Below are 21,623 nucleotides of genomic sequence, written 5' to 3' on the forward strand. Positions count from 1 at the left end.
GTTTGCTCCGGTTAGCAATAATAACGGCGGCGGGAAGTTCTAGCCCTTGATGGAAGAATGGAGAACCTGTCGCACAAGATCAAGGTCAATGCCTTTATGCGTGCCAGCACCGCCGATGGGGCCGAGGATAAAAACAATCTCGCCCGCATCGACTTTTTTGTCCTGCGCCATATGGGAGAGCAGCTTGTCGGCGTCAAGGGGCCTGTCAATCTGGGCGGCTTTTGTTTTTAAGCCCACGGCTTCAAGATGGCCGATGGCGCGGGCGAGGTCGGCCTGGTCCGCAAGGCCCATGCGCATGCTCAATTCCAGTGCCATCATCATGCCAATGGCCACGCCTTCGCCGTGCAGTAGCGTACCGTCATAGCCACATTCGGCCTCAAGCGCATGGCCGAATGTGTGACCAAGATTCAGGAGTGCACGTTTGTTGGTCTCGAATTCATCCTCGGCCACGATACGCGCCTTGGCCTTGCAGCTTTCAGCCACCGCATAGGCTTGGGCGTGGGTGTCACCATCCACGACCGCTTCGCCGTTTTCTTCAAGCCAGGAGAAGAAACCTGGGTTGTCGATCAGCCCGTATTTTACCACTTCTGCATAGCCTGCCTGCAGTTCGCGGTGCGGCAGCGTTGAGAGCAACGCAATGTCGATGATCACGCGGCGCGGCTGGTAAAAAGCGCCGACGAGGTTTTTCCCGAAGCTGGTGTTGATACCGGTTTTACCACCGACAGAGCTGTCCACCTGCGCCAAAAGGCTTGTGGGCACCTGAATGAAATCCACCCCGCGCCTGAGCACCGCCGCCGCGAAGCCGGTGATGTCGCCAATTACCCCGCCACCAAGGGCGAGAAGTGTGTCCTTGCGCTCGACTCCTGTCGACAAAAGCGTATCCAGCAGCTTGCCAAACTGATCATAGGATTTTGTGGCTTCGCCTGCGGGCAGGATAATGTCGTCCACCTTGATTTCCGCGCCCTCAAGCGCCTTGCGTGCAGCATCTAGATGCAGGGCCGCGACATTCTCGTCGGTGATGATGGTAACCCGTTTCTGTCGGATGACCGGGCTTGCGAGGACGCCAAGCGCCCCCAGCAGGCCATCGCCGATCAGGATATCATAGGACCGGTTGCCAAGATCTACCGGGACGGTGTGCAGGATATTGTCATTCTGGCTCATGCGCGTGATCTCCCGAGCGCGTGGACGGCTTTCACAATACGCTCCACCACGTCTTCATGAGGGCCGTCGCTTGATGCGATGCGAAGATCGGCCTCGGCATAAAAAGGCGCGCGTTCCGCGGCGAGACGCCCTAGAATTTCACGCGGGTCGCCGGTTTTCAGGAGCGGACGGGTATCGCGCCGGGCCGTGCGTTCCACCAGCACGTCTATATCGGCGTCAAGCCATATAGAGGTGCCCTTTTCCTTGATCAGCGCGCGGGTCTCCGCATTGATGAAGGCACCGCCGCCGGTTGCTACGACTTGTGGCTTGCCGTCCAGCAAGCGGTCGATCACCCGTCGTTCGCCAGAACGGAAGTCATCCTCGCCAAAACATTCAAAAATTTCGGCAACCGACATGCTGGCTGCTTTTTCGATCTCGTGGTCTGAATCGACAAAGGGCAGCCCCAACTTTTTCGCCAGCCTGCGCCCGACCGTAGTTTTGCCTGCGCCCATCAGCCCGACAAGCACGATGGTGCGCTCCGGCCCCGTGTTGGCCGGCTGTTTTTTTGGGGGCGCTGACGCCCGATTTACGGTTTTCTGTGCCATGTCACGCTCTTTACACGCGGGGCGGGGCTTCGCCAATGGTTTTTATGGAAACCAGTTCCATATTTCCGCCGCAAAAACCGCCAAGAGTGAAGGCTCTTGGCCTCTAATAAAGAATGTAACTTACCGCGGCGTGCGCAATGTGACGCGTGGCTGGACTTGGCGAAACTGGCGTCCTATAACACGGTCAGGATACATGGCCGCGCGCGCTGCGCGGCTAACGGGTAAAAAAGGGTGGTTCATGTCAAAACTGACAAAAATTTTAGTGCTTCTTGGCGTTGTTGCGGTTGCCGGTGGCGCGGTTTTCCTCATGACGTGGGATATTCCAGCCCCTTCTGAAAAAGTGAGCAAAACGCTAAGCAATGACCGTTTCCCGTCCTGATAGGAAGTTGCGCCTGAACGCGACAATACTGGGTGTGACGCTCGCGTCTGTACTTGCCGTTGCCATGCCCGCTTTTGCCCTTCAGGAAGAAGAGCAAGCGGAAGACCCGGCAGCAGAAGCACAGACCGCTGAGCAAACACGGCAAGCGCGTGAGGCCGAGGCCCGCCGTCGCTATTATCTTGGCCGGGCGCCAAAGTTGAAACGGCAGATGGGGCCTGCGCTTGGCAGCCCGCGATCGATCCTGCCACAGCCCTATGTGCCCAGGGGCAGTGTTGAGGTGCCACCCCCATCAACGGGTGCGTCGGATGCGACGGGCCCGATGCCTGATGCCATGGCTGATGACGGTATTCCTGACACCTATACAGATCCGCTGTCGGCGGAACCGGACAAGGTTACGGGCCAGATGCCTGAAGTTGGACAACTGGATGGGGGGCAACCGCCGGAAGGTGCTGCTGTCCCTACAGGCGCAGGGCAAACCTATTCCGACGGCACGCCGATTACCGCTGGCGAACTTGCCATGATCGACCCTTCAGGCACTGCGGTGCTGGGGGTGGGTGAGGGGTTCCCCCGTGATTTCTGGGTCGGGCAGTCGCGCGCTTATGTGCTGGCTGCGCTCAAGCAGCTCGCTACACCGTCGACATCAAGCGCGCTCAATGATGCCGCGCGCAAGATTGCCTTGTCTGGCTTCCTTTTGCCCGCGCCGGCAAATGAAGCAGACGTTGATGCTTTTGTTGAGGCCCGGTTGAGCCTGCTGGCGGCCTATGGTGACCATGAGGGCTATCTGGCCCTTCTCTCGCGCCTGCCCCAAGACCGGGACTGGGGTGGGATTGCCCGGCACACGGCGAACGGATACCTGCTCGCGGGCCGGATTGATGACACCTGTGCGTTGGCCAGCGAACAGCGCGGCGCGGACGGTGATCCCTATTGGCTTCGTATTGCTGCTTTCTGCCGCGCGGTGAGGGGCGACCGCCGGGGGGTTGATTTCCAACTGGGCATTCTTGAAGAGGCCGCTGCGGTCAAGCCAACCTTCTATGCTCTTCTTGACCAGATTTTGATTGAAGCGGAGCAACAGCCCGGTTCGGTGATGACGGAAGCGCCGACGCTTTCGTCCTCCCTGCAGGTGGATGTGCTTGAGGCAACCATGGCGCGGCTTGCGAAAGTCACCGTGCCTGAATTGTCGCTGGACGAGGTGAATCCGCTGGCGGTTGATGCCATGCTCAGCCTGCCTGGCGTAACCCAGGAAGCCAAAATTACCCTGATGGGCGAGGCGCTCCAACACGGCTGGATTTCGGGCGCGCGGTTTGCCGCTTTTGTCAGGACCCTTGATATCAGTCAGGACGAAGGCATAGCTGCTTTTGAAATTGCGGAGACCGATGACCGGTTCGAGGTTGACGTGGTGCTGGCGGCCCTTGCTGCCAGCAGCACAGACCCGAGCCAGCGCGAAGCGGCACTGCGGACATTCTGGCAGCGCTCGCTGGCGCGGGGCACGGCACAAACGGTGGCGTCTGGCATGCTGGTGTTGGCGGACAAGCCTCTGGGCCTGATGGTACGGGCGGCCCTGCTCGCCGGAGACAGCGAAGCAGCCGCACGCATTTTCACAAGTGTGCGAGCCAATGTGGCAGGAGAGAACCCTGCCGCGGATGACGTTTTGCTTGGCAGTTGGCCTCTTGTGGCGGCAGGTGGCATTGTCTCGGCACCAGAGATAACCGCTGACCGGCTTGACGCATGGTGGCAAAGCCAGATGGGAACAGACGATCGTTATGCCCACGCAGGCTTGCTGTATGCAACGCTTGAGGGGCTTGGCGCCGAGGTGCCGGAGTATCTGTGGAACGCATTGGATGCAGGCCCTGTTCGCACGCAAGGCTCGCAGGTTGCAATCGGCCCGTGGCGGGCTTTCCTGCGCGCCGCGCGGAATGACGACAAGGCCGGGGCTCTGGTGGCAGCCTACCGCCTGATGGGCGAGGGTGACGTACCGCCAACCTTGGCGGGGTCCCTTGTGGGCACACTCAATGACCTTGGCTTCAAAGCTGAGGCACACCAGCTGGCGGCTGAAATCCTTGTCCAGCAGGGTTTGTAGGACAGCAGGCCGCCATGTCCGACGCGGGCTTTATTGACGGGTTTCTGGAAATGTTGGCGGCGGAGAAGGGCCGGGCTGCCAACAGCCTGATGGCCTATCGCCGCGACCTTGAGGACTTTTGTGAGCATTCAGCTGCCAAGCTTGAAACCGCCGAAGCAGAAGACCTGCGGGATTATATCGCCGGGCTGCAAAAACGCGGCATGAAAGCGGGCACGGTAGCCCGGCGGCTGTCTGCGCTCAGGCAGTTTTATCTCTTCCTTTATAGCGATGGCATTCGCAGCGATAACCCGGCTAAAAATATTGAAAGCCCAAGACAGGCGCAGCCCCTGCCCAAAGTGCTGTCGGAAAGCGATGTTGATCGCCTGCTGGATACCGCAGAGCGAGCAGCCACAAGCGGCAAGCCGGAAGCGCTCAGGCTGCATGCGCTCGTTGAAACCCTTTATGCCACCGGGCTGAGGATCAGCGAGCTTGTTGGTCTTCCCCGCCGTGCTGTGGGGCCCGACAGCACGATGATCATGGTGCGCGGCAAGGGCGGGCGCGAGCGCATGGTACCTCTGGGTACGAAGGCGCGGCAGGCGCTGATGGCCTACCAGCGCGCACTGGATGTCAGCTTGAAAAAAGGGGCGGAACGCTCACCTTTTCTATTCCCCAGTTCGGGGGTGGAGGGGCACTTGACCCGCAGGCGGGTAGGGCAGCTTCTCAAGGATCTTGCGGTCATGGCCGGCGTGGTGCCGTCTGCCGTCAGCCCACACAAACTCAGGCACGCGTTTGCGACCCATCTTCTGGCGCACGGCGCGGACTTGCGCGCGGTGCAGCAGATGCTGGGTCACGCCGATATTTCAACGACCCAGATATACACCCATGTGCTGGAAGAACGGCTCAAGAGCCTGGTGTTGACCAAACATCCGCTAAGCGATGGGTAGGCCAGAGAAAACAGCTTCCCGGCCAAAGGCTTGGAATCCGTAATGTCTATGCTTATTTGTGATACGATAGGACAAAGCTTGACAACGGCGACCTCATCAAGGATTTTGCGCGCCTTGGTAAATCGTGGTTTACTATAGATCATGGAACAGTCGCCAAAACATACAGGTGCTAAAGATATGATGACGTTTCTCGAGTTTGAAAAACCTATTGCCGAACTTGAAGGCAAGATACGCGAACTCAGGAGCTTCAAAGGTGGCGCAGGCGATGTCGACCTGACAGCCGAAGTTGGCCAGCTTGAAAGCAAGCTTGGTAAACTGCTCAAGGAAACATACGCGGGGCTGACGCCGCAGCAGAAAATTCAGGTGGCGCGCCATCCTGAACGCCCACACTTTGGTGATATTGTCGAGCATCTGTTTGAGGATTTCACACCCCTTGCCGGTGACCGCGCCTTCGGGGAAGACCAGGCGCTGCTTGCAGGCCTCGCGCGGTTCCGCGGTGAGGCTTGTGTGGTCATGGGCCATGAAAAAGGCTGGGATACCGAAAGCCGCATCAAACATAACTTCGGTATGGCCCGCCCGGAAGGATACCGGAAAGCCATCCGCCTGATGGAAATGGCGGAGCGTTTTGGCCTGCCTGTGCTGACGCTTGTAGACACCTCCGGCGCCTACCCTGGTGTAGGGGCTGAGGAACGCGGCCAGGCAGAAGCTATCGCGCGCTCAACCGATTGCTGTCTTGATATTGAAGTGCCGCTTGTCACCTGCATCGTGGGTGAAGGTGGATCAGGTGGTGCTGTCGCTATCGCCGCTGCCAACCGCGTCCTGATGATGGAACATGCCATTTATTCCGTGATCTCGCCGGAGGGTTGCGCCTCGATCCTGTGGCGCACGAATGAAAAGGCAGGCGATGCTGCCAACGCGCTGAAGATTACCGCGCAAGACCTTCTGAAGCTTGGCGTGATCGATGAAATTGTTGCTGAGCCACTGGGCGGTGCGCACCGTGACCGTGAGCGCGCCATGAACATGCTGGGTGATGGCCTTGAGCGGTCTCTACGGGACATGGCAGGTGTTGATGGTGCCCGGCTCAAGCAATTGCGCCGCGAAAAATTCCTCTCTATGGGGTCCAAGGGGCTTTAAGCTGCCCCAAGAGTTTCCCAAGAGTCTCTAAATTGTAACGACTCATGGGGTAGGCTGGTTTTCCAGCGACGAAAACCGGGGCTCAGGCACGCGAACCGCTGTCTGGGCCTTTGTGTTGTCCGGCGTAAATCACTAGATTTAGTGGGGTTAAACTTTCTTCCCACTTTATCTTGACGAAAACGCTATTTCGACCTTATCCTACACACCTTGCTTCACGGCGGCGACTCGGACGGGGGATTACGGCCGAGGCCTCCAGTAAGTTACTAATATATATGCACAAAGTTGACACGTTCGACTTTTGTTCCTTGATCGGGCACACTTGGGCTGTTCTCGATGCGGGAAAGGAGTCAGCGCCGTATGGCTAGGGCGGTCAAGGGAGATATGGGCACAATGTTTGAAGTCACTCAGTTTGGGCACGGCGGCGCGGTCGAAGTGGACCGCAGCCGCGATGCACTCCTCACAGAATTCGGCAAGGCAACGCTGGAAGACCGGTATCTGATGCCGGGCGAAAGCTATCAGGACCTGTTTGCGCGGGTTGCGTCATTTTATGGTGACGACAAGGAGCACGCGCAACGGCTCTATGACTATATCTCGAACCTGTGGTTCATGCCTGCGACGCCTGTTCTCTCGAACGGTGGTACCAATCGTGGCCTGCCCATCAGTTGCTTCCTCAACGAAGCGCAGGACAAGCTTGATAGCATCGTTGGCCTGTGGACAGAGAACGTATGGCTGGCATCCAAGGGCGGCGGCATTGGATCCTATTGGGGCAATTTGCGCTCCATCGGTGAGACAGTTGGCGGTGTCGGCAAAACGAGCGGGATTGTACCCTTCGTTCGTGTTATGGACAGCCTGACCCTTGCCATCTCCCAAGGGTCGCTCCGTCGTGGTTCCGCCGCGATCTATCTGCCTGTGAGCCACCCCGAGATTGAAGAGTTTACCGAGCTGCGCCGCCCCACGGGCGGTGACCCGAACCGTAAGACACCAAACCTGCACCACGGTGTGCTGGTGTCCGACGCCTTCATGCGCGCGGTGGAAGCCAATGAGGAATGGGCGCTGACAAGCCCAAAGGATGGCCATGTGGTGCGCACGGTATCGGCGCGCAGCCTATGGATCCGAATCCTGACCGCGCGGGTTGAGACCGGTGAGCCATACATCATCTATAACGACACCGTGAACCGCCAGATCCCCGAGCATCACAAGCTTGCAGGCCTGACGGTGAAAACGTCGAACCTGTGTGCCGAGATTACCCTGCCAACCGGCATTGACCACCTTGGTAACGAGCGCACCGCTGTGTGCTGCCTGTCGTCCCTCAACCTTGAGCATTACAAGGAATGGAAGGACCACGAGCATTTCATTCCGGACGTGATGCGCTTCCTTGATAACGTGCTGCAGGACTTTATCGACCGCGCGCCGGACGAGATGGCCAAAGCGCGCTACAGCGCGATGCGCGAACGCTCGGTTGGTCTTGGTGTGATGGGCTTCCACAGCTTCCTGCAGGACAATATGATCCCGTTTGAAAGCGCAATGGCGAAGGCCTGGAACAAAAAGATATTCAAGCATATCCAGACGCAGGTTGATGCGGCATCGGAAGCGCTGGCGTATGAGCGTGGGCCATGCCCGGACGCGGCTGATTATGGCATCATGCAGCGTTTCTCGAACAAGACAGCGATTGCGCCGACGGCGTCGATCTCGACCATCTGTGGCGGCGCTAGTCCGGGGATTGAGCCGATTGCGGCCAACAGCTATAACCAGAAGACCCTCTCGGGCAATTTCATCGTGCATAACCGTGCGCTCAGGAAGCTTCTGGAGGAAAAAGGCCAGAACACCGACGATATCTGGACATCGATCACGATTAACGAGGGGTCTGTCCAGCATCTCGATTTCCTGACGCAGGACGAAAAAGACGTGTTCAAAACCGCGTTTGAGCTGGATCAGCGCTGGGTGGTGGAACTTGCGGCCGACCGTGCGCAGTTTATCAGCCAAGCGCAGTCGGTGAATATCTTCCTGCCGGCGAACGTGCACAAACGCGATCTGCACCAGATCCACTTCCAGGCATGGAGTAAAGGCCTCAAGAGCTTGTATTACTGCCGCTCCAAGTCGATCAAGCGCGCGGAAGTGGTGGCCACGGGCTCGCACAAAAAACGCGAGAAGCCGGAAGTGCAACTGCAGCTCGGCGGCGGCACCACTGACTATGAGGAATGCCTCGCCTGCCAATAAAAACGGTTGTAGGTTGATTGTAAGCAGAATGTAAAACACCCGGCATCCACAGTGCCGGGTGTTTTTCTTTATGCGGGAGCTGTCTCGCTTTTGCTGAAGCGTTCCTTGAGATCCTCCAGCATCATATACAGGCAGGGCACGAGGATCAGGATGATCGATGTGGCGAAGACGATGCCGAAGCCAAGCGATATTGCCATGGGGATCAAATGCTGCGCCTGCAGGGTTGTCTCCATCAGGATCGGCGTCAGCCCGCCGAAGGTGGTGAGCGTGGTAAGAATAATGGGCCGGAAGCGCCTGAGCCCCGCCATATGAATGGCGTCATGCGCGCTATAATCGTCCCGATGTTTGTTGGCAAAGTCCGTCATGATCAGGCTGTCGTTTACCACCACGCCCGACAAGGCGACGATGCCCATCAGGCTGATGAGCGACAGGTCGAAGCCCATGATGATATGCCCCATCACGGCACCGATGATGCCAAAGGGAATGGCGCACAAGACAATGAAGGGTTGCGCATAACTTTTGAAGGCGATAGCCAGAAGAGCATAGATTATAAAAATCGCGAGGCCAAAGCCGCCCCACAAGGCCTGTGTTGACCGCCGCATTTCTGCCTGACTACCCTGAAAGCTCCAGGTCAGGCCGGGGTAGTCGGCCTGCAAATTCGGCAGCACGTCTGCCGTTAGCGCGGCGACAACCTGGACAATCTGGCGTTTGGGCTCCACATCTGCCGACACAGTCACCACGCGGCGCCCGTTGCGGCGGGTGATGCTGCTGAAGGCCTCGGTATATTCAATGTCGGTTACGTCCATCAATGGCACTTCGGTGCCGCTTGGCGTGCGGATGACAAAACTCTCTATACTGTCGATATCGCCGCGCTCCACCTCGGGCAGCTTTACACGCACTTCGGTCTCGTTGGTGCCGCGCAGTTGCCGCACAGCCAGCGCACCAAAAAATGCACCGCGAAGCTGCTCTCCCACATCTTCGGGGGTCAGGCCAAGCGCACGGCCTTCGGGGCGCAGGCGAAAGTCGATGCGCTTGTTGCCAGCGTTATAGTTGTCGTTGACATCAGCGGTGCCGGCAAAGCTTTTCATGGTTTTCATCAGCGACTGGCTGGCTTCTGCCAGCACATCTATGTCGTTATGGCTGAGGTCTATACTGATGTCTGAGCGCCAGCCGCCGGGGCCGCGCTCGGCCTCAAAGGTGATCTGGTCCACACCCTGCACGTCGCCAATCTCTGCGCGCCACAGATCGATCACCTGCTTGGCGGTCATGTCGCGTTGGCCGGGTGGGCGCATCACAATCTCGATATCGATGAAGTTTTGGCCGCGTACGTTGGTCTTGATGCCTTCGGCCACCTCATGGAGGTTATGCTCCTCATACATTTTGCGGGTGGCGGCGGTCAGCTCCAGCGCCATCTTGCCAGCTTGCTCAGGCGTGGTGCCCACTGGCAGGGACACGCCAGCCTCAATCTCGTCTGCGGCGACCTCAGGCATCATGATCATGCCCATATGGTCGCTGCGCGCATAACTGCCGGCAACCGCAAGAAGCGCCAGAGCGAAGGTGACCGTCACATAGCGGTTGCGCAGGCACATATCGAGGAAGCGGCTGTAGCGCGTGCGCACAAACCGATCAAATCGGCTAGCGAAGGCGGCCTGCCTTTCCTTGATGAATTGCATCAGCCGGTTTTCGGTTTTGCCCTTTTCCACATGGGCAAGGTGCGCTGGCAGGATGAACAGCGCCTCAAGAAGCGAGATGACCAGCACCGTCATCACCACCACCGGCAGCGGCCACCAGAATTTGCCGGTTTCGCCCGGGATGAAAAGAAGCGGTACAAATGCGATAACATTGGTCAGGATGGAAAAGATCACCGGCATGGCGATCGAACGCGCGCCCACAATGGCGGCCTTCAGCGGGTTGCCGTATTTCTTGCGCGCCTCAAAGGTGTTTTCGCCTACAACGATGGCATCGTCGACGACGATACCAAGGGCAACAAGAAAGCCAAACATGGAGATCATGTTGATGCTGACACCAAAGGCGGGCAGGAACAACAGGCCGCCAACAAAGGAGATGGCCATGCCCATCATTACCCAGAAAGCCAGCCGCACAGCAAGGAACAGCGACAGGATAGCCAGCACAATGAAAATGGACAGCGCGCCGTTTTCCAGCAGGAGATAAAGCCGGTCGCGGTATTCTTCCGCATTGTTGCTGTCGATACGCCATTCCACGCCCGGTGGCATCGTGCGCTCAAATCCCGCCATCACGGCGTGCACACTTTCTTCAATCTCCAGCGGGGACTGGGTACCCGTGCGATATATTTCAAGCTCTACTGATGGCACACCGTTGAAGCGGGAATGGAAGTTGCCTTCCTCGAAACCGTCGCGGATAGTGGCGATATCGGCGAGGCGAAGGGTGGCCCCAGAGGTGTTGGCGACCACTTCAATCTCGGCAAATTCTTCGGCCCACACGCGACGTTCCTGCATGCGCAGGAGGATGACCCCGTCATAAGTATTCACGGATCCCGCCGGCACATCCTGGCTTGACCGGCTGATGATGTCTGCAATCTCAGGCAGGGTCAGGCCGTATGCCCGCAGGGTCTGCGCCGGTATCTCAACATGGGTGATGTATCGCGGCACGTTGCCCAGTTCGACCTGCGTGATGTTCGGGTCGTTCAGCAGTTGGTCGCGCAGGCGCTCGGACAGTTTGCGCATCGTCCATGTATCAACCGGACCATAAAGGCCAAGCTGCAGGGCTTCCTGCTGGCGCCCCTGCAGGCGTACCTCGGGTTTGTCGACCTCTTCAGGGAAGGTGCGGATGCGAGCAATAGCCTGATCAATATCCTGAAAGGCCTTCATGCGGTCGGTGCCGGTGACGAGCTCCACATCCACATCACCGCTGCCTTCGCGGGCCTCGGCGGTGATCTCGCGGATGCCTTCCACCTGCCGAACAGCTTCCTCGATAGGTTGCAGGATGCCGCTTTCCACTTCGCTTGGCGCGGCGCCGGGGTAGGAGACGCTGATTGACACAATATCGAGCTCAAACTGCGGAAAAACTTCCTTCTGGATATTGAAGGCCGACCATATGCCGCCCACAAGCAAAATCATCATTGCCAGATTGGCTGCGATGGCGTTTTTTGCCATCCATGCAATGGGGCTTCGTTCGTCCACAGGGTCTTGATGCTGGCTCATCTGCCTCTCCTATTCACCCTGTGCGTTGCTTTCGGTCCTGAGCGGGGCACCCTCGGCCACGGTTGCGAGGTTGCTGGTGACAATCTGGTCATCGGTGTTCAGCCCCTCGCTGACATAGGCGTGCTCTGCATCCCTGAAAGCGACGGTAACCGCCCGGACATTCAGCATCCCATCCTGCATGACCCACACTGTGTCATCCTGCCTGAGATGGTCCCGGTCGATTTTCACGACATTGTCGAGGGGCTGCCCGCTGATTTTTGTGTGCACGATGGACCCGACAATCAGAACAGGCTGATTGCTGCCATCCCTGAGCGAGAGTGGGTCGCGCACGCTGACCAGCAGTTTTGCAAGACGGGTCTGGTTATCGATTGCGCCAATCAGGCTGCGGATTTCGCCTGTGCGCGAAGCACCGTCGGGCCACGCCGCGCGGTCGACGATCTCAACGGTGGCGCCCGTCTGCCCCCGTTTCGGGATCGCAATCTGCTTCAGCTTCGCCAGCGGCACAGTGACGATGATGTGATATTCATCAGTGCCCACAAGCCGCGCCAGCGTGGTGCCGGGGTTTACTTCAGAGCCGACATTGGCGTCGCGGGTTATGATTTGTGCGTCAAACGGGGCAGTGACCTCTGTTCGGTTCAGGTCCAGTTTGGCTTGGTCAAGGGCGGCTTGCGCCGAAATCATCGCCGCCTCGGCTGCTTCAAGTTGCGGTTGTCGCAGCGCAAGGGCTTCGTTGCCACCCTCCATATTTTTACGCAGCACTTCAAAATCACGCTTGGCGACTTCCCTGCGGCCTTGCTCCTGCGCCAAGTCGCTTTCCGTTTGTTTGAGCGTACCTTCACGCTGGTTGACAACATGACGATAGTCAGCGGCATCGAGCTTAAGCAGGGTCTCTCCCTCAAGGGCAAACCCGCCGGGCATAAAATGTTCGGACACCTCCATCACACGCCCGGCGACGCGGGGACGCAGTTCAATATCCTGTGCCGCAGTTACGGTGCCAAGGCCGGTGATCTGGGGGGCATAAGTTCCGCGCTTTACAGACAGAACATCCACCAACATGGCGGTTTCCCGGGTTGCGGTTTCCCGTTCTGCCTTCGGTTCGCTGCTGTAGATACCGAAAATGAGCAGGGCGGCAACGGCCATGATGACAAGGCTCAGGGTCACCGTGGCGGCAGGCCGCAGTGTTCTTACCTTGCTTTTTTCACCGTCATGCGTGTTTTTTTCGGTTTGAATCACGAACTTGCCCCAGTCTGTTTCGAAGAATACCTATCATAATACGACGCATTTGCAAAAATGGGTCAGCTATAACGCCGGTTGTGATCACCGTTGCCTTGTCTAGGCTTCAAACACCCACTTGCCGCCGACCATGGTGCGCTCCACCGGAATGTCGATAAGGCTGAAAGGATCCGCTTTCGTCGGGTCTTCTCCCAGCACCACAAGGTCTGCCAGCTTGCCAACCTCAAGGGAGCCCTTGATCTTCTCTTCATACGAGGCATAGGCTCCGTGGATCGTACCAATCTTGATGGCTTCCTCGACCGTGATGCGCTGTTTCGGCCCCCACAGGGTGCCTCTCATATCAGTGCGCGTCACGCTTGATTGCAGCGCCATCATGGGCTCATAGGGGCCGGGCGGGTAATCAGACGCTTGCGTCACCTTGATGCCTGCGTCCAAGAAGCTCCTGAGCGCGAACATCTTGTTCAGCCGCTCCTTGCCATACTCGCCCATCTTTTCGCCGTGAAAATAGACATATGTGGAGAAGGGGGTGGGGATGGCGTTCAGTGCGGCGATCCGGCGCACAAGGTCGTCATTGATCACGGTGCAATGCTCCAGCCGGAAGCGCGGGTCGGCCTTGGGTATTTCTTTTTGCAGGCGCTCGTAGATGCCTAGCGTGATATCAACGGCGACATCGCCGTTGGCGTGGATGCCGACCTGCCAGCCAGCTGCGTGGGCTTTCCGCGCGAGCTCATAAAGTTTGTCCTCTGGTGTGACGATGATGCCGTAATCATCCGGGCGGCCAATATAGGGCTCGGACAGTCGTGCTGTGCGTTCGGAAATGGAGCCGTCACAAGTGGCTTTCATGCCGCCAAGACGCACCCATTCATCGCCAAAACCTGTTCGGAGGCCCGCGTCGATCATCTTGTCGATATCGAAGTAGCCGATCATGCAATAGATGCGGGTGCCCAGCATGCCAGCCTTGTAGGCGTCAGTGTAGGCGACAAAGTCATCGCGGCTGCCGTAGGCGTCGGTGACCGATGTGATACCAGATTTCGCCAGCATCCTGGAGATCAGTGCCACGCCGTCGCGGTGCTGTTCGCGTGTGTGGCCTTTGGGAATAACTGTCTCGACGGCGCTGGCACCGGTTTCCAGCAAGCGACCATTGAGCCGCCCGTCCGTGCGGTCAAACTTGCCGCCGTCGGGGTCTGGCGTACCGTCGTCAATGCCTGCTTTTTTGAGCGCCAGCGAGTTAACGAACCCGGTGTGACCACCACGGTGCGAGATGAAGACCGGGTGGTCTGGTGCGGCTTCGTCAAGGTCGGCGCGGGTCAGGAAGCGCCCTTCAGCTGTTTTGGTGTCGTCATACTTGAAGCCAAGCACCCACTCGCCTGGTGCTTTCTTGGCCGCTGCGGCGCGGATGGCGTCCTTGATTGCCTTGATGGAGCGCAGGTCACAGTCGACCTGAAACAGGTGCATAACTCCTGAATAAGCAGGGTGGCTGTGTGCATCGATGAAGCCGGGCAGGATCGTTTTGCCGGAAAGGTCTGTCTGCTTCGTCAGCGGGGATGCAAGCGCGCACACATCGGCGTTATCGCCGATGGCGATGATATGCCCGCTGCTGATGGCGATGGCCTCCGCGCGCGGGCGATTGGGGTCCGAGGTGATGATGGTGCCGCCGTACAGGATCAGGTCTGGCTTTTCAAAGCTGACCATGGGTAATAGGGCGAGGCTACCCATCTGGGCATGAAAGGTGCGGCGAGTAATCATGTGCTGTTCCCCCGAAAGTAGAGAATTGGTGATGGGCATCATACACAGCACAAGTGACCACGCCCTTAATGGGGTCACCCACATCTCATACAATAGCTGGGCGGAATTTCCCAGCAGAGTACGCACGACATAAAGCCAGTGGTTCCGCTGATTCAGGCTCAGTGTCATTGCAGACGAATCACTGGCAAGTCATTTTTCTACCAAATATGGTGTATTGAGCGTTTCTTTGCACAAATTGAGGGGCTATACTGCCGCTTCGCTGGCAGGCTTGGGTGCCAGCATTCAACGCATGCGAACGAGTGGAGACAGGGGCAAAATGGCCGAAACCGGTGAAAAGCAGCTTACGGGACTTCTGGAAGAACGACATGTTTACAAGCCGTTCAGGTATCCCTGGGCGTATGAAGCATGGCTGATGCAGCAACAAATTCACTGGTTGCCGGAAGAGGTGCCGCTCGCTGAAGATGTGCGCGACTGGGCGCGTAAGTTGTCCGAGTCCGAGAAAAACCTGCTGACGCAGATTTTCCGCTTCTTTACGCAAAGCGATATTGAAGTGAACAACTGCTATATGAAGCATTACACCCGGGTGTTCAAACCCACCGAGGTACAGATGATGCTGGCAGCTTTCTCGAATATAGAGACGGTCCATATCGCGGCCTACAGCCACCTTCTGGATACGCTGGGAATGCCTGAGGCCGAGTATTCCGCCTTCCTTCACTATAAGGAGATGAAGGACAAATACGACTATATGCAGCAGTTCAATGTGGAAGACCTCAAGTCGACCGCACTGACCGTTGCCGTGTTTGGTGCCTTCACTGAAGGACTTCAACTGTTCGCGTCCTTTGCCATGCTGCTGAACTTCCCACGCTTCAACAAAATGAAGGGCATGGGGCAGATCATCAGTTGGTCCGTGCGCGATGAAAGCCTGCATTGCGAAAGCATTATCAAGCTCTTCAAGACATTGGTGAGCGAGAACCCGGAAATCTGGGACGAGGACCTGAAGGCACAGATCACTGAAGCCTGCCGTACGATTGTGGAACATGAGGACGCCTTTATCGACCTCGCGTTCGGCTTGGGGCCAATCGAAGGCCTGACTGCAGAGGAAGTAAAACAATATATCCGCTATATCGCCAACCGTCGGCTTGACCAGCTTGATCTAGATGGGTTGTATGATATCGAGATCAACCCGCTGCCGTGGCTCGACAGCATGCTGAACGCGGTGGAGCACACCAACTTCTTCGAGAACCGTGCGACGGAATACTCAAAAGCGGCGACGCAAGGCTCGTGGGACGAAGCCTTCGAATAGGGGCTTGGTTATATGTAAACAGCAAAGCCCCGGAACCGTCGGTCCCCGGGGCTTTTTCATATAAAAAAACACCCGAGAGGGAGTCTCGGGTGTTTTAAGTTGAACGCTGCCGGGCCGGTTACAGCGAGGAGGAGTGACCGGCCCGGGCTCTTCCCTCAGGGTCTCAGGGCAAGAGGGTCGAGTAGGCGTTCATCAGTCCCACCGACCGTGGGACGTTTTATGCGTGTCACGGCCTTTCCATGGATTGCCGTAGTGGCCACCATGGGCGTAGCGGACAGCAAGCCCGGCGTAATAGTCATCCACGTTGCTTTTGATCTCATAAGCCAGCTTGCGGCCTAGGTCCGCTGCGGTTTCCTGGCGCACGCCTTGCGCAACGCGTGCCCGATATGCGGGTGACTTGTTGTTAAACATGTCTTTCACCTGATGGTTCGGGAAGCGGTTGGTTGGGTCCGCGGAGCATCGTGTGTGCGCTTTCAGGTTGTCGCCATACGTGAGATAGCTGTTGGCACCGGCGATGATACGTTCGCGGTCACGGCCGACACCGTCTGTCTGGATGCGGATAGCATAGCTTGCCCGCGCCTCGGCCTTTTCTTTCACCACGGTGTAGGATGCCTTGTAATAGGGGCCGCAACGATCGCCAGACCGCTGGTTAACCTGCTTGTAGCGTTCCTGCTCTCGGTCACGGTCGACGACACGGAAATCGAGGTCATAGTCCTGCTCACGGGCATTGATCACCATATCGGCCATGCGTGCGCTGTCCACGAGACGCACATAATCCGGCAGGTTATGGCGCATGGCTTGTTCTGTCAGGCGCTCGAATCTGTCCTCCGTACGTCCGCGGCCTTTGGTGTCCACGTTCACATACACCTTGATCGGATTGTCGTATCGGAACTCGGCAGACCGGGCATAACCCGCGCCGCCGTGGCGGTCGTTGTGGTATGCTGGGTCAGCAAGGGCGCCTGTACCTGCAATCATGGCAAGGCTGGCGCCGGCGGCAATTGTACGAACTGTGGTAAGCGTTTTCATCTCGGTTTCCTCCGCTGTTGATGATGCAACAATAGAGGACGCTGGCTGAGCCAAGCCTGAGCCTCGCGTTCACATACCGTTCATGAAAATATTTCCAGGAAATGGCGGAATTTCGCCGTTCTGACACGGCTGTGTATCAATGGGTGAACACATATCTTCACAATTTCTGAATATGTGACCGTGCTTCCGGCCCAAAAAAAGCCCGCGAACCGAGGTGCGCGGGCTTTTGATACGGCGGCCTGGCTGCTTAAAGCTGCCCATGGCAGTGTTTGAATTTTTTCCCTGACCCACAAGGGCAGGCGTCGTTGCGACCAACGCCTTGGAACGGATTGCTGGCGGGCTGCACACCGGGTGCGGGCATGCCGGTTACCCGGACATCGCCGTGACAATGTTTGAACTTCTCGCCTGACCCGCATGGACATGGAGCGTTGCGCGGTACCTCGCCCCAACTGCTGGTGTCGTTGGGGTCAAAGCCGCCTGACCCGCCGCCGAGCGCAGAGTCCGGGGCAGGGTGACTTTCCCGTACGATCTTGGGGCTTTGCGGTTCAAGTTCTGCAGGATCAACCTGCGGCGCCAGCTCAATACGGCACAGCAGCTGTGTCACATGTTCACGCATGTGATACAGCATGGCTTCAAAAAGCGAAAAGGCCTCTGTCTTGTATTCATTGAGCGGATCACGCTGCCCGTAAGCCCTGAGGCTCACCCCTTGCCGCAGGTGGTCAAGGTTCTGCAGGTGATCTTTCCATTCCTGGTCAACAACCTGCAACAGCAGGCTTTTTTCAATACCGCGCCAGAATTCAGGGCCGTATTTTGCCGCCTTGACTGCAAGGTGTTTTTCGGTCGCATTGTCCAGCCGCTCGATGATGACTTTATCATCGACGCCTTCCTCTGCCGCCCAGGCTTTGATGTCGACGTCGAGGCCCAGATAGGTCTGTACATCCGCTTGTAGTCCGTCAAGGTCCCACTGCTCAGGATAGGATTTTGACGGAATGGCTTTTTCAACGACATGGTCCACCACATCGGCGCGCATGTCCTTGATGGTTTCCGCGATATCATCGGCATCCATGATCTCGCGGCGCTGCTCATAGATCACCCGGCGCTGGTCGTTCATGACATCATCGAACTTAACGAGGTTTTTCCGGATGTCGTAGTTGCGGGCTTCGACCTTCTGCTGAGCTTTCTCAATCGCTTTGTTGATCCACGGGTGGATGATCGCTTCACCCTCCTCGATACCGAGACGCACAAGCATGCTGTCCATGCGCTCTGGCCCGAAGATACGCATCAGGTCGTCCTGAAGCGACAGGAAGAATTTGGTGCGGCCCGGGTCACCCTGACGGCCTGCGCGGCCGCGCAACTGGTTATCGATACGGCGGCTTTCGTGCCGTTCGGTGGCAACGATGTACAGACCGCCCGCCTCGATAACTTTTTTCTTTTCTTCCGCGACTTCGGCCCGGATACGGTCCGCCGTTTTTTTGGTCTCGGCTTCGTCTTCCATCCCTGCGGTTTCTTCCTCAATCCGCATGTCGGCATTACCGCCCAGTTGGATATCTGTACCGCGGCCTGCCATGTTGGTGGCGATGGTTACGGAGTTCAAGCGACCGGCCTGCGCCACAATCGACGCTTCCTGCTCGTGGAAGCGGGCGTTCAGCACCTGGTGCTTGATCTTTTTCTCTTTGAGGAAGGCTGACAAAACCTCGGATTTCTCGATGGAGACTGTACCCACAAGGATCGGCTGGCCTTTTTTCTGAGCCTCGTCGATGTCCTTGACAATTGCGTCAAATTTTTCCTTGGCCGTGCGGTAGAATTCGTCGTGTTCGTCCACTCGCTGGATTGGTACGTTTGTCGGGATCTCGACTACGCCAAGGCCGTAGATGTCGCCAAACTCTTCGGCCTCCGTTGCGGCTGTCCCTGTCATGCCTGACAGTTTCGGGTACATACGGAAATAGTTCTGGAAGGTGATGGACGCGAGCGTCTGGTTCTCGGGCTGGATTTCGACGGCTTCCTTGGCTTCAAGCGCCTGGTGCAAACCGCCGGAATAGCGCCGGCCTTCCATCATGCGACCGGTAAACTCGTCAATGATGATGACCTTGCCGCCCTTGACAATATAATCCGTGTCGCGTTCGAACATGGTGTGCGCTTTCAGCGCCTGATCCACATGGTGAACAACAGCAGTGTTCTCATAATCGTAGAGGTCATCACCCTGCAAAAGGCCAGCATCGCGCAGGATCTGCTCAACCCGTTCGGTGCCATCTTCCGTCAACGCGACATGTTTGGATTTCTCGTCCTTCTCATAGTCGCCTTCACCAAGCTGAGCGACAATCTTGTCGATCGAGATATAAAGCTCTGACTTGTCGTCGGTCGGGCCGGAAATGATCAAGGGGGTCCGGGCTTCATCAATGAGGATCGAGTCCACCTCATCGACGATGGCATAGTGGAACTCGCGCTGGACCATCTCGTCCTTGTGGGCCTTCATATTGTCGCGCAGATAATCAAATCCAAGCTCGTTGTTGGTGCCATAGGTGATGTCGCACGCATATGCTTCGCGGCGTTCCTGGTCATATTTTCCAGGTACGATCACGCCGGTCGTCAAGCCGAGGAAACCGTATAGCTTGCTCATCCACGCGGCGTCACGCTCTGCAAGATAGTCGTTGACAGTGACCACATGCACACCCTTGCCGGGCAGGGCATTGAGGTAAGCCGCGAGTGTGGCAACAAGGGTTTTACCCTCGCCGGTTTTCATCTCGGCGATGCTGTTGTCATTGAGAACCATGCCGCCGATAAGTTGCACGTCATAATGCCTGAGCCCAAGGGAGCGTTTGGATGCTTCGCGGACGACAGCGAAGGCTTCGACCAAAAGGTCATCGGTGCTTGAGCCACTTTCGAGGCGGTCGCGGAATTCCTGGGTTTTGGCTTTCAGTTCCGCGTCGGAGAGCTTTTCAAAGTCTGCTTCAAGCGCGTTGATGGCTTCGACTTTAGGCTTAAGCTTCGCGAGGTAACGGTCGTTCGCCGAGCCAAAGATCTTTTTGGCGAGTGTTTTAAGTCCCAGCATAATGTTTCCCTGGTCTGCCCTTCCTGATCACACGGTGTCGTCTTGATGGCAGACCCAACAAAAATGATCCGTAAACAGCAATTGAATGTCTTTATTAGTATATGCAGCTTGTCACTACAGGATTGCACGCACAGATAAGTATCTGCTTGCCGTCTGTCAACTGGGCTGGGACAATCCGTCGCCAAATGGGCACAATGCACCGGCAAATCTTGCTCCTGATGTATTAACCGGGCATTATGCCCCTTCATTTCCATGACCTTGGGTGACATATATGGCCGAGTCTAAAATATCTCCGCTGGCACCTGCCAGTTTCCCGAATCTGCTGCCGGTTCCCGGCGTTGAGATGGGCGCAATGCATGCCGGTTTCCGAAAACGCGAACGGCCAGACCTGTTATTCGCGGTTTTTAATGAAGGAGCGATTGCTGCCGGGGTGTTTACTCGGTCAAAAGCGCCTGCCGCGCCAGTTGACTGGTGCCGTGACGCACTGGCAAAAACTGGTGGCCGGGTTCGCGCCCTCGTTGTGAATGCTGGCAATGCCAACGCCTTTACCGGTGACCGCGGCATGAAAGCCGCAGTGAAGTCAGCCGATGTGGCGGCGAAAACCGTGGGCTGCAAACCGGAGGAAGTGCTCCTGTGCTCCACGGGGGTTATTGGTGTTCCGCTGAACGGGGATCTGTTTGAGAAACCGTTGGCACGCATTTATGACGGGATGTCCGGCTCGATGTGGCGTGAGGCAGCCGGGGCTATCATGACCACGGATACCTACCCCAAGGGCTGTTGCCGCGTGGCGACGATTGAGGGGCGGCCGGTTGTTATCTCTGGCATTACCAAAGGCTCTGGCATGATCGCGCCGGACATGGCCACGATGCTGGGGTTTGTGTTTACCAATGCAGCGCTCACCCATAATTGCTTGCAAAAGTTGCTCGGCTACGCGACGGACCGAAGCTTCAACAGCATTACTGTGGACGGTGATACGTCCACCAACGACACCTGTATCGCAGTGGCGACGGGCGTTGGCGCGGCCTATGAGCCGATCGATAATCCCGATGAGCCGCGCCTTGCGGATTTCCGGGCCAAATTCGACGAGTTGATGATTGACCTTGCGCAACAGATTGTCAGGGATGGGGAAGGCGCGACCAAATTTGTATCCATCACAATCGAGGGTGCGGAAAATGATGCTGCGGCGCGGGTGATTGGCAAGTCCGTTGCCAACAGCCCTCTGGTGAAAACCGCCATTGCGGGCGAGGACGCTAATTGGGGCCGCCTGGTGGCGGCCGTGGGTAAGGCCGGTGAAGCTGCGGTGCGGGACAGGCTGCAAATTTGGATCGGGGACCAGCATGTGGCGCACAAGGGCGCGGTGCATCCGCGCTACAGCGAGCCAGAGGCTGCTGCTCACATGAAAGGGCAGGAGATTGATATCCGCATTGACGTCGGTGTCGGCGAAGGCGCGGCAACCGTCTGGACCTGCGACCTGACCTATGAATATATCCGCATCAATGCAGATTATCGCAGCTAGGCGATAACTGCCCAATGCCCAGAGGAAAGCCCGGCCAAAGCTGCCGGGCTTTTTGATTTTATTACATAATACATTGAAAATGTTGATATTTTC

The 21,623-nt window shown here is 57.4% G+C and carries 14 protein-coding genes; 7 read left to right on the plus strand and 7 right to left on the minus strand.

Going from position 1 to position 21,623, the window contains the following annotated elements:
- Positions 1 to 39: 39 nt before the first annotated feature.
- Both aroB and OEU85_RS18320 read right to left on the minus strand, forming a co-directional pair.
- Positions 40 to 1,161: a 3-dehydroquinate synthase gene (gene aroB / locus OEU85_RS18315; protein WP_262692979.1), complete on the minus strand. Its 1,122-nt coding sequence runs from the start codon at positions 1,159 to 1,161 to the stop codon at positions 40 to 42.
- Positions 1,158 to 1,745 (minus strand): shikimate kinase, encoded by a 588-nt coding sequence (locus OEU85_RS18320; RefSeq protein WP_262692980.1) that lies wholly within the window; start codon positions 1,743 to 1,745, stop codon positions 1,158 to 1,160. Before OEU85_RS18320 ends, aroB begins: the two co-directional genes overlap by 4 nt.
- 238 nt (positions 1,746 to 1,983) lie before the next feature.
- Here OEU85_RS18320 and OEU85_RS18325 point away from each other — a divergent pair, with 238 nt between their 5' ends.
- The 5 genes from OEU85_RS18325 to OEU85_RS18345 all read left to right on the plus strand — a co-directional run bounded on the left by OEU85_RS18325 (position 1,984) and on the right by OEU85_RS18345 (position 8,475).
- On the plus strand, positions 1,984 to 2,124 hold the full coding sequence (locus OEU85_RS18325; protein WP_262692981.1) for a hypothetical protein: 141 nt from the start codon (positions 1,984 to 1,986) through the stop codon (positions 2,122 to 2,124).
- Positions 2,105 to 4,201 (plus strand): hypothetical protein, encoded by a 2,097-nt coding sequence (locus tag OEU85_RS18330; protein ID WP_262692982.1) that lies wholly within the window; start codon positions 2,105 to 2,107, stop codon positions 4,199 to 4,201. Before OEU85_RS18325 ends, OEU85_RS18330 begins: the two co-directional genes overlap by 20 nt.
- Positions 4,202 to 4,215: 14 nt before the next feature.
- Entirely contained in the window at positions 4,216 to 5,124 is a 909-nt protein-coding gene (gene xerD, locus OEU85_RS18335) for a site-specific tyrosine recombinase XerD (protein ID WP_262692983.1), read from the plus strand.
- 180 nt (positions 5,125 to 5,304) lie between these two features.
- Positions 5,305 to 6,258, plus strand: coding sequence for an acetyl-CoA carboxylase carboxyltransferase subunit alpha (locus OEU85_RS18340; protein ID WP_394805448.1), 954 nt, complete (start codon positions 5,305 to 5,307; stop codon positions 6,256 to 6,258).
- A gap of 381 nt (positions 6,259 to 6,639) precedes the next feature.
- Entirely contained in the window at positions 6,640 to 8,475 is a 1,836-nt protein-coding gene (locus tag OEU85_RS18345; protein WP_394805449.1) for a ribonucleoside-diphosphate reductase subunit alpha, read from the plus strand.
- Between the two features lie 68 nt (positions 8,476 to 8,543).
- Here the strand turns inward: OEU85_RS18345 and OEU85_RS18350 are convergent, their stop codons facing one another.
- The 3 genes from OEU85_RS18350 to OEU85_RS18360 all read right to left on the minus strand — a co-directional run bounded on the left by OEU85_RS18350 (position 8,544) and on the right by OEU85_RS18360 (position 14,636).
- The gene (locus OEU85_RS18350) at positions 8,544 to 11,657 is read right to left on the minus strand and encodes an efflux RND transporter permease subunit (protein WP_262692986.1); all 3,114 of its coding nucleotides are present in this window, start codon (positions 11,655 to 11,657) and stop codon (positions 8,544 to 8,546) included.
- A 9-nt stretch (positions 11,658 to 11,666) separates the two neighbouring features.
- Entirely contained in the window at positions 11,667 to 12,890 is a 1,224-nt protein-coding gene (locus OEU85_RS18355) for an efflux RND transporter periplasmic adaptor subunit (protein WP_262692987.1), read from the minus strand.
- Between the two features lie 99 nt (positions 12,891 to 12,989).
- The gene (locus tag OEU85_RS18360) at positions 12,990 to 14,636 is read right to left on the minus strand and encodes an amidohydrolase (RefSeq protein WP_262692988.1); all 1,647 of its coding nucleotides are present in this window, start codon (positions 14,634 to 14,636) and stop codon (positions 12,990 to 12,992) included.
- Between the two features lie 316 nt (positions 14,637 to 14,952).
- On the opposite strand from OEU85_RS18360, the gene OEU85_RS18365 reads away from it, so the two are divergent.
- Positions 14,953 to 15,939 carry a ribonucleotide-diphosphate reductase subunit beta gene (locus OEU85_RS18365; RefSeq protein ID WP_262692989.1) on the plus strand — a complete coding sequence of 329 codons (987 nt, stop codon included), beginning with the start codon at positions 14,953 to 14,955 and terminating at the stop codon, positions 15,937 to 15,939.
- A 192-nt stretch (positions 15,940 to 16,131) separates the two neighbouring features.
- On the opposite strand, the gene OEU85_RS18370 is transcribed toward OEU85_RS18365, so the two are convergent.
- Entirely contained in the window at positions 16,132 to 16,965 is an 834-nt protein-coding gene (locus OEU85_RS18370; protein WP_262692990.1) for a hypothetical protein, read from the minus strand.
- Between the two features lie 247 nt (positions 16,966 to 17,212).
- A complete protein-coding gene (gene secA, locus OEU85_RS18375; RefSeq protein ID WP_262692991.1) occupies positions 17,213 to 20,014 on the minus strand; it encodes a preprotein translocase subunit SecA in 2,802 nt (933 codons plus the stop codon).
- Between the two features lie 271 nt (positions 20,015 to 20,285).
- Here secA and argJ point away from each other — a divergent pair, with 271 nt between their 5' ends.
- Positions 20,286 to 21,530 (plus strand): bifunctional glutamate N-acetyltransferase/amino-acid acetyltransferase ArgJ, encoded by a 1,245-nt coding sequence (argJ, locus tag OEU85_RS18380; protein ID WP_262692992.1) that lies wholly within the window; start codon positions 20,286 to 20,288, stop codon positions 21,528 to 21,530.
- The last annotated feature ends 93 nt before the right edge of the window (positions 21,531 to 21,623 follow it).

Source organism: Kordiimonas aestuarii (genome assembly GCF_025574465.1).
GTDB lineage: Bacteria > Pseudomonadota > Alphaproteobacteria > Sphingomonadales > Kordiimonadaceae > Kordiimonas > Kordiimonas aestuarii.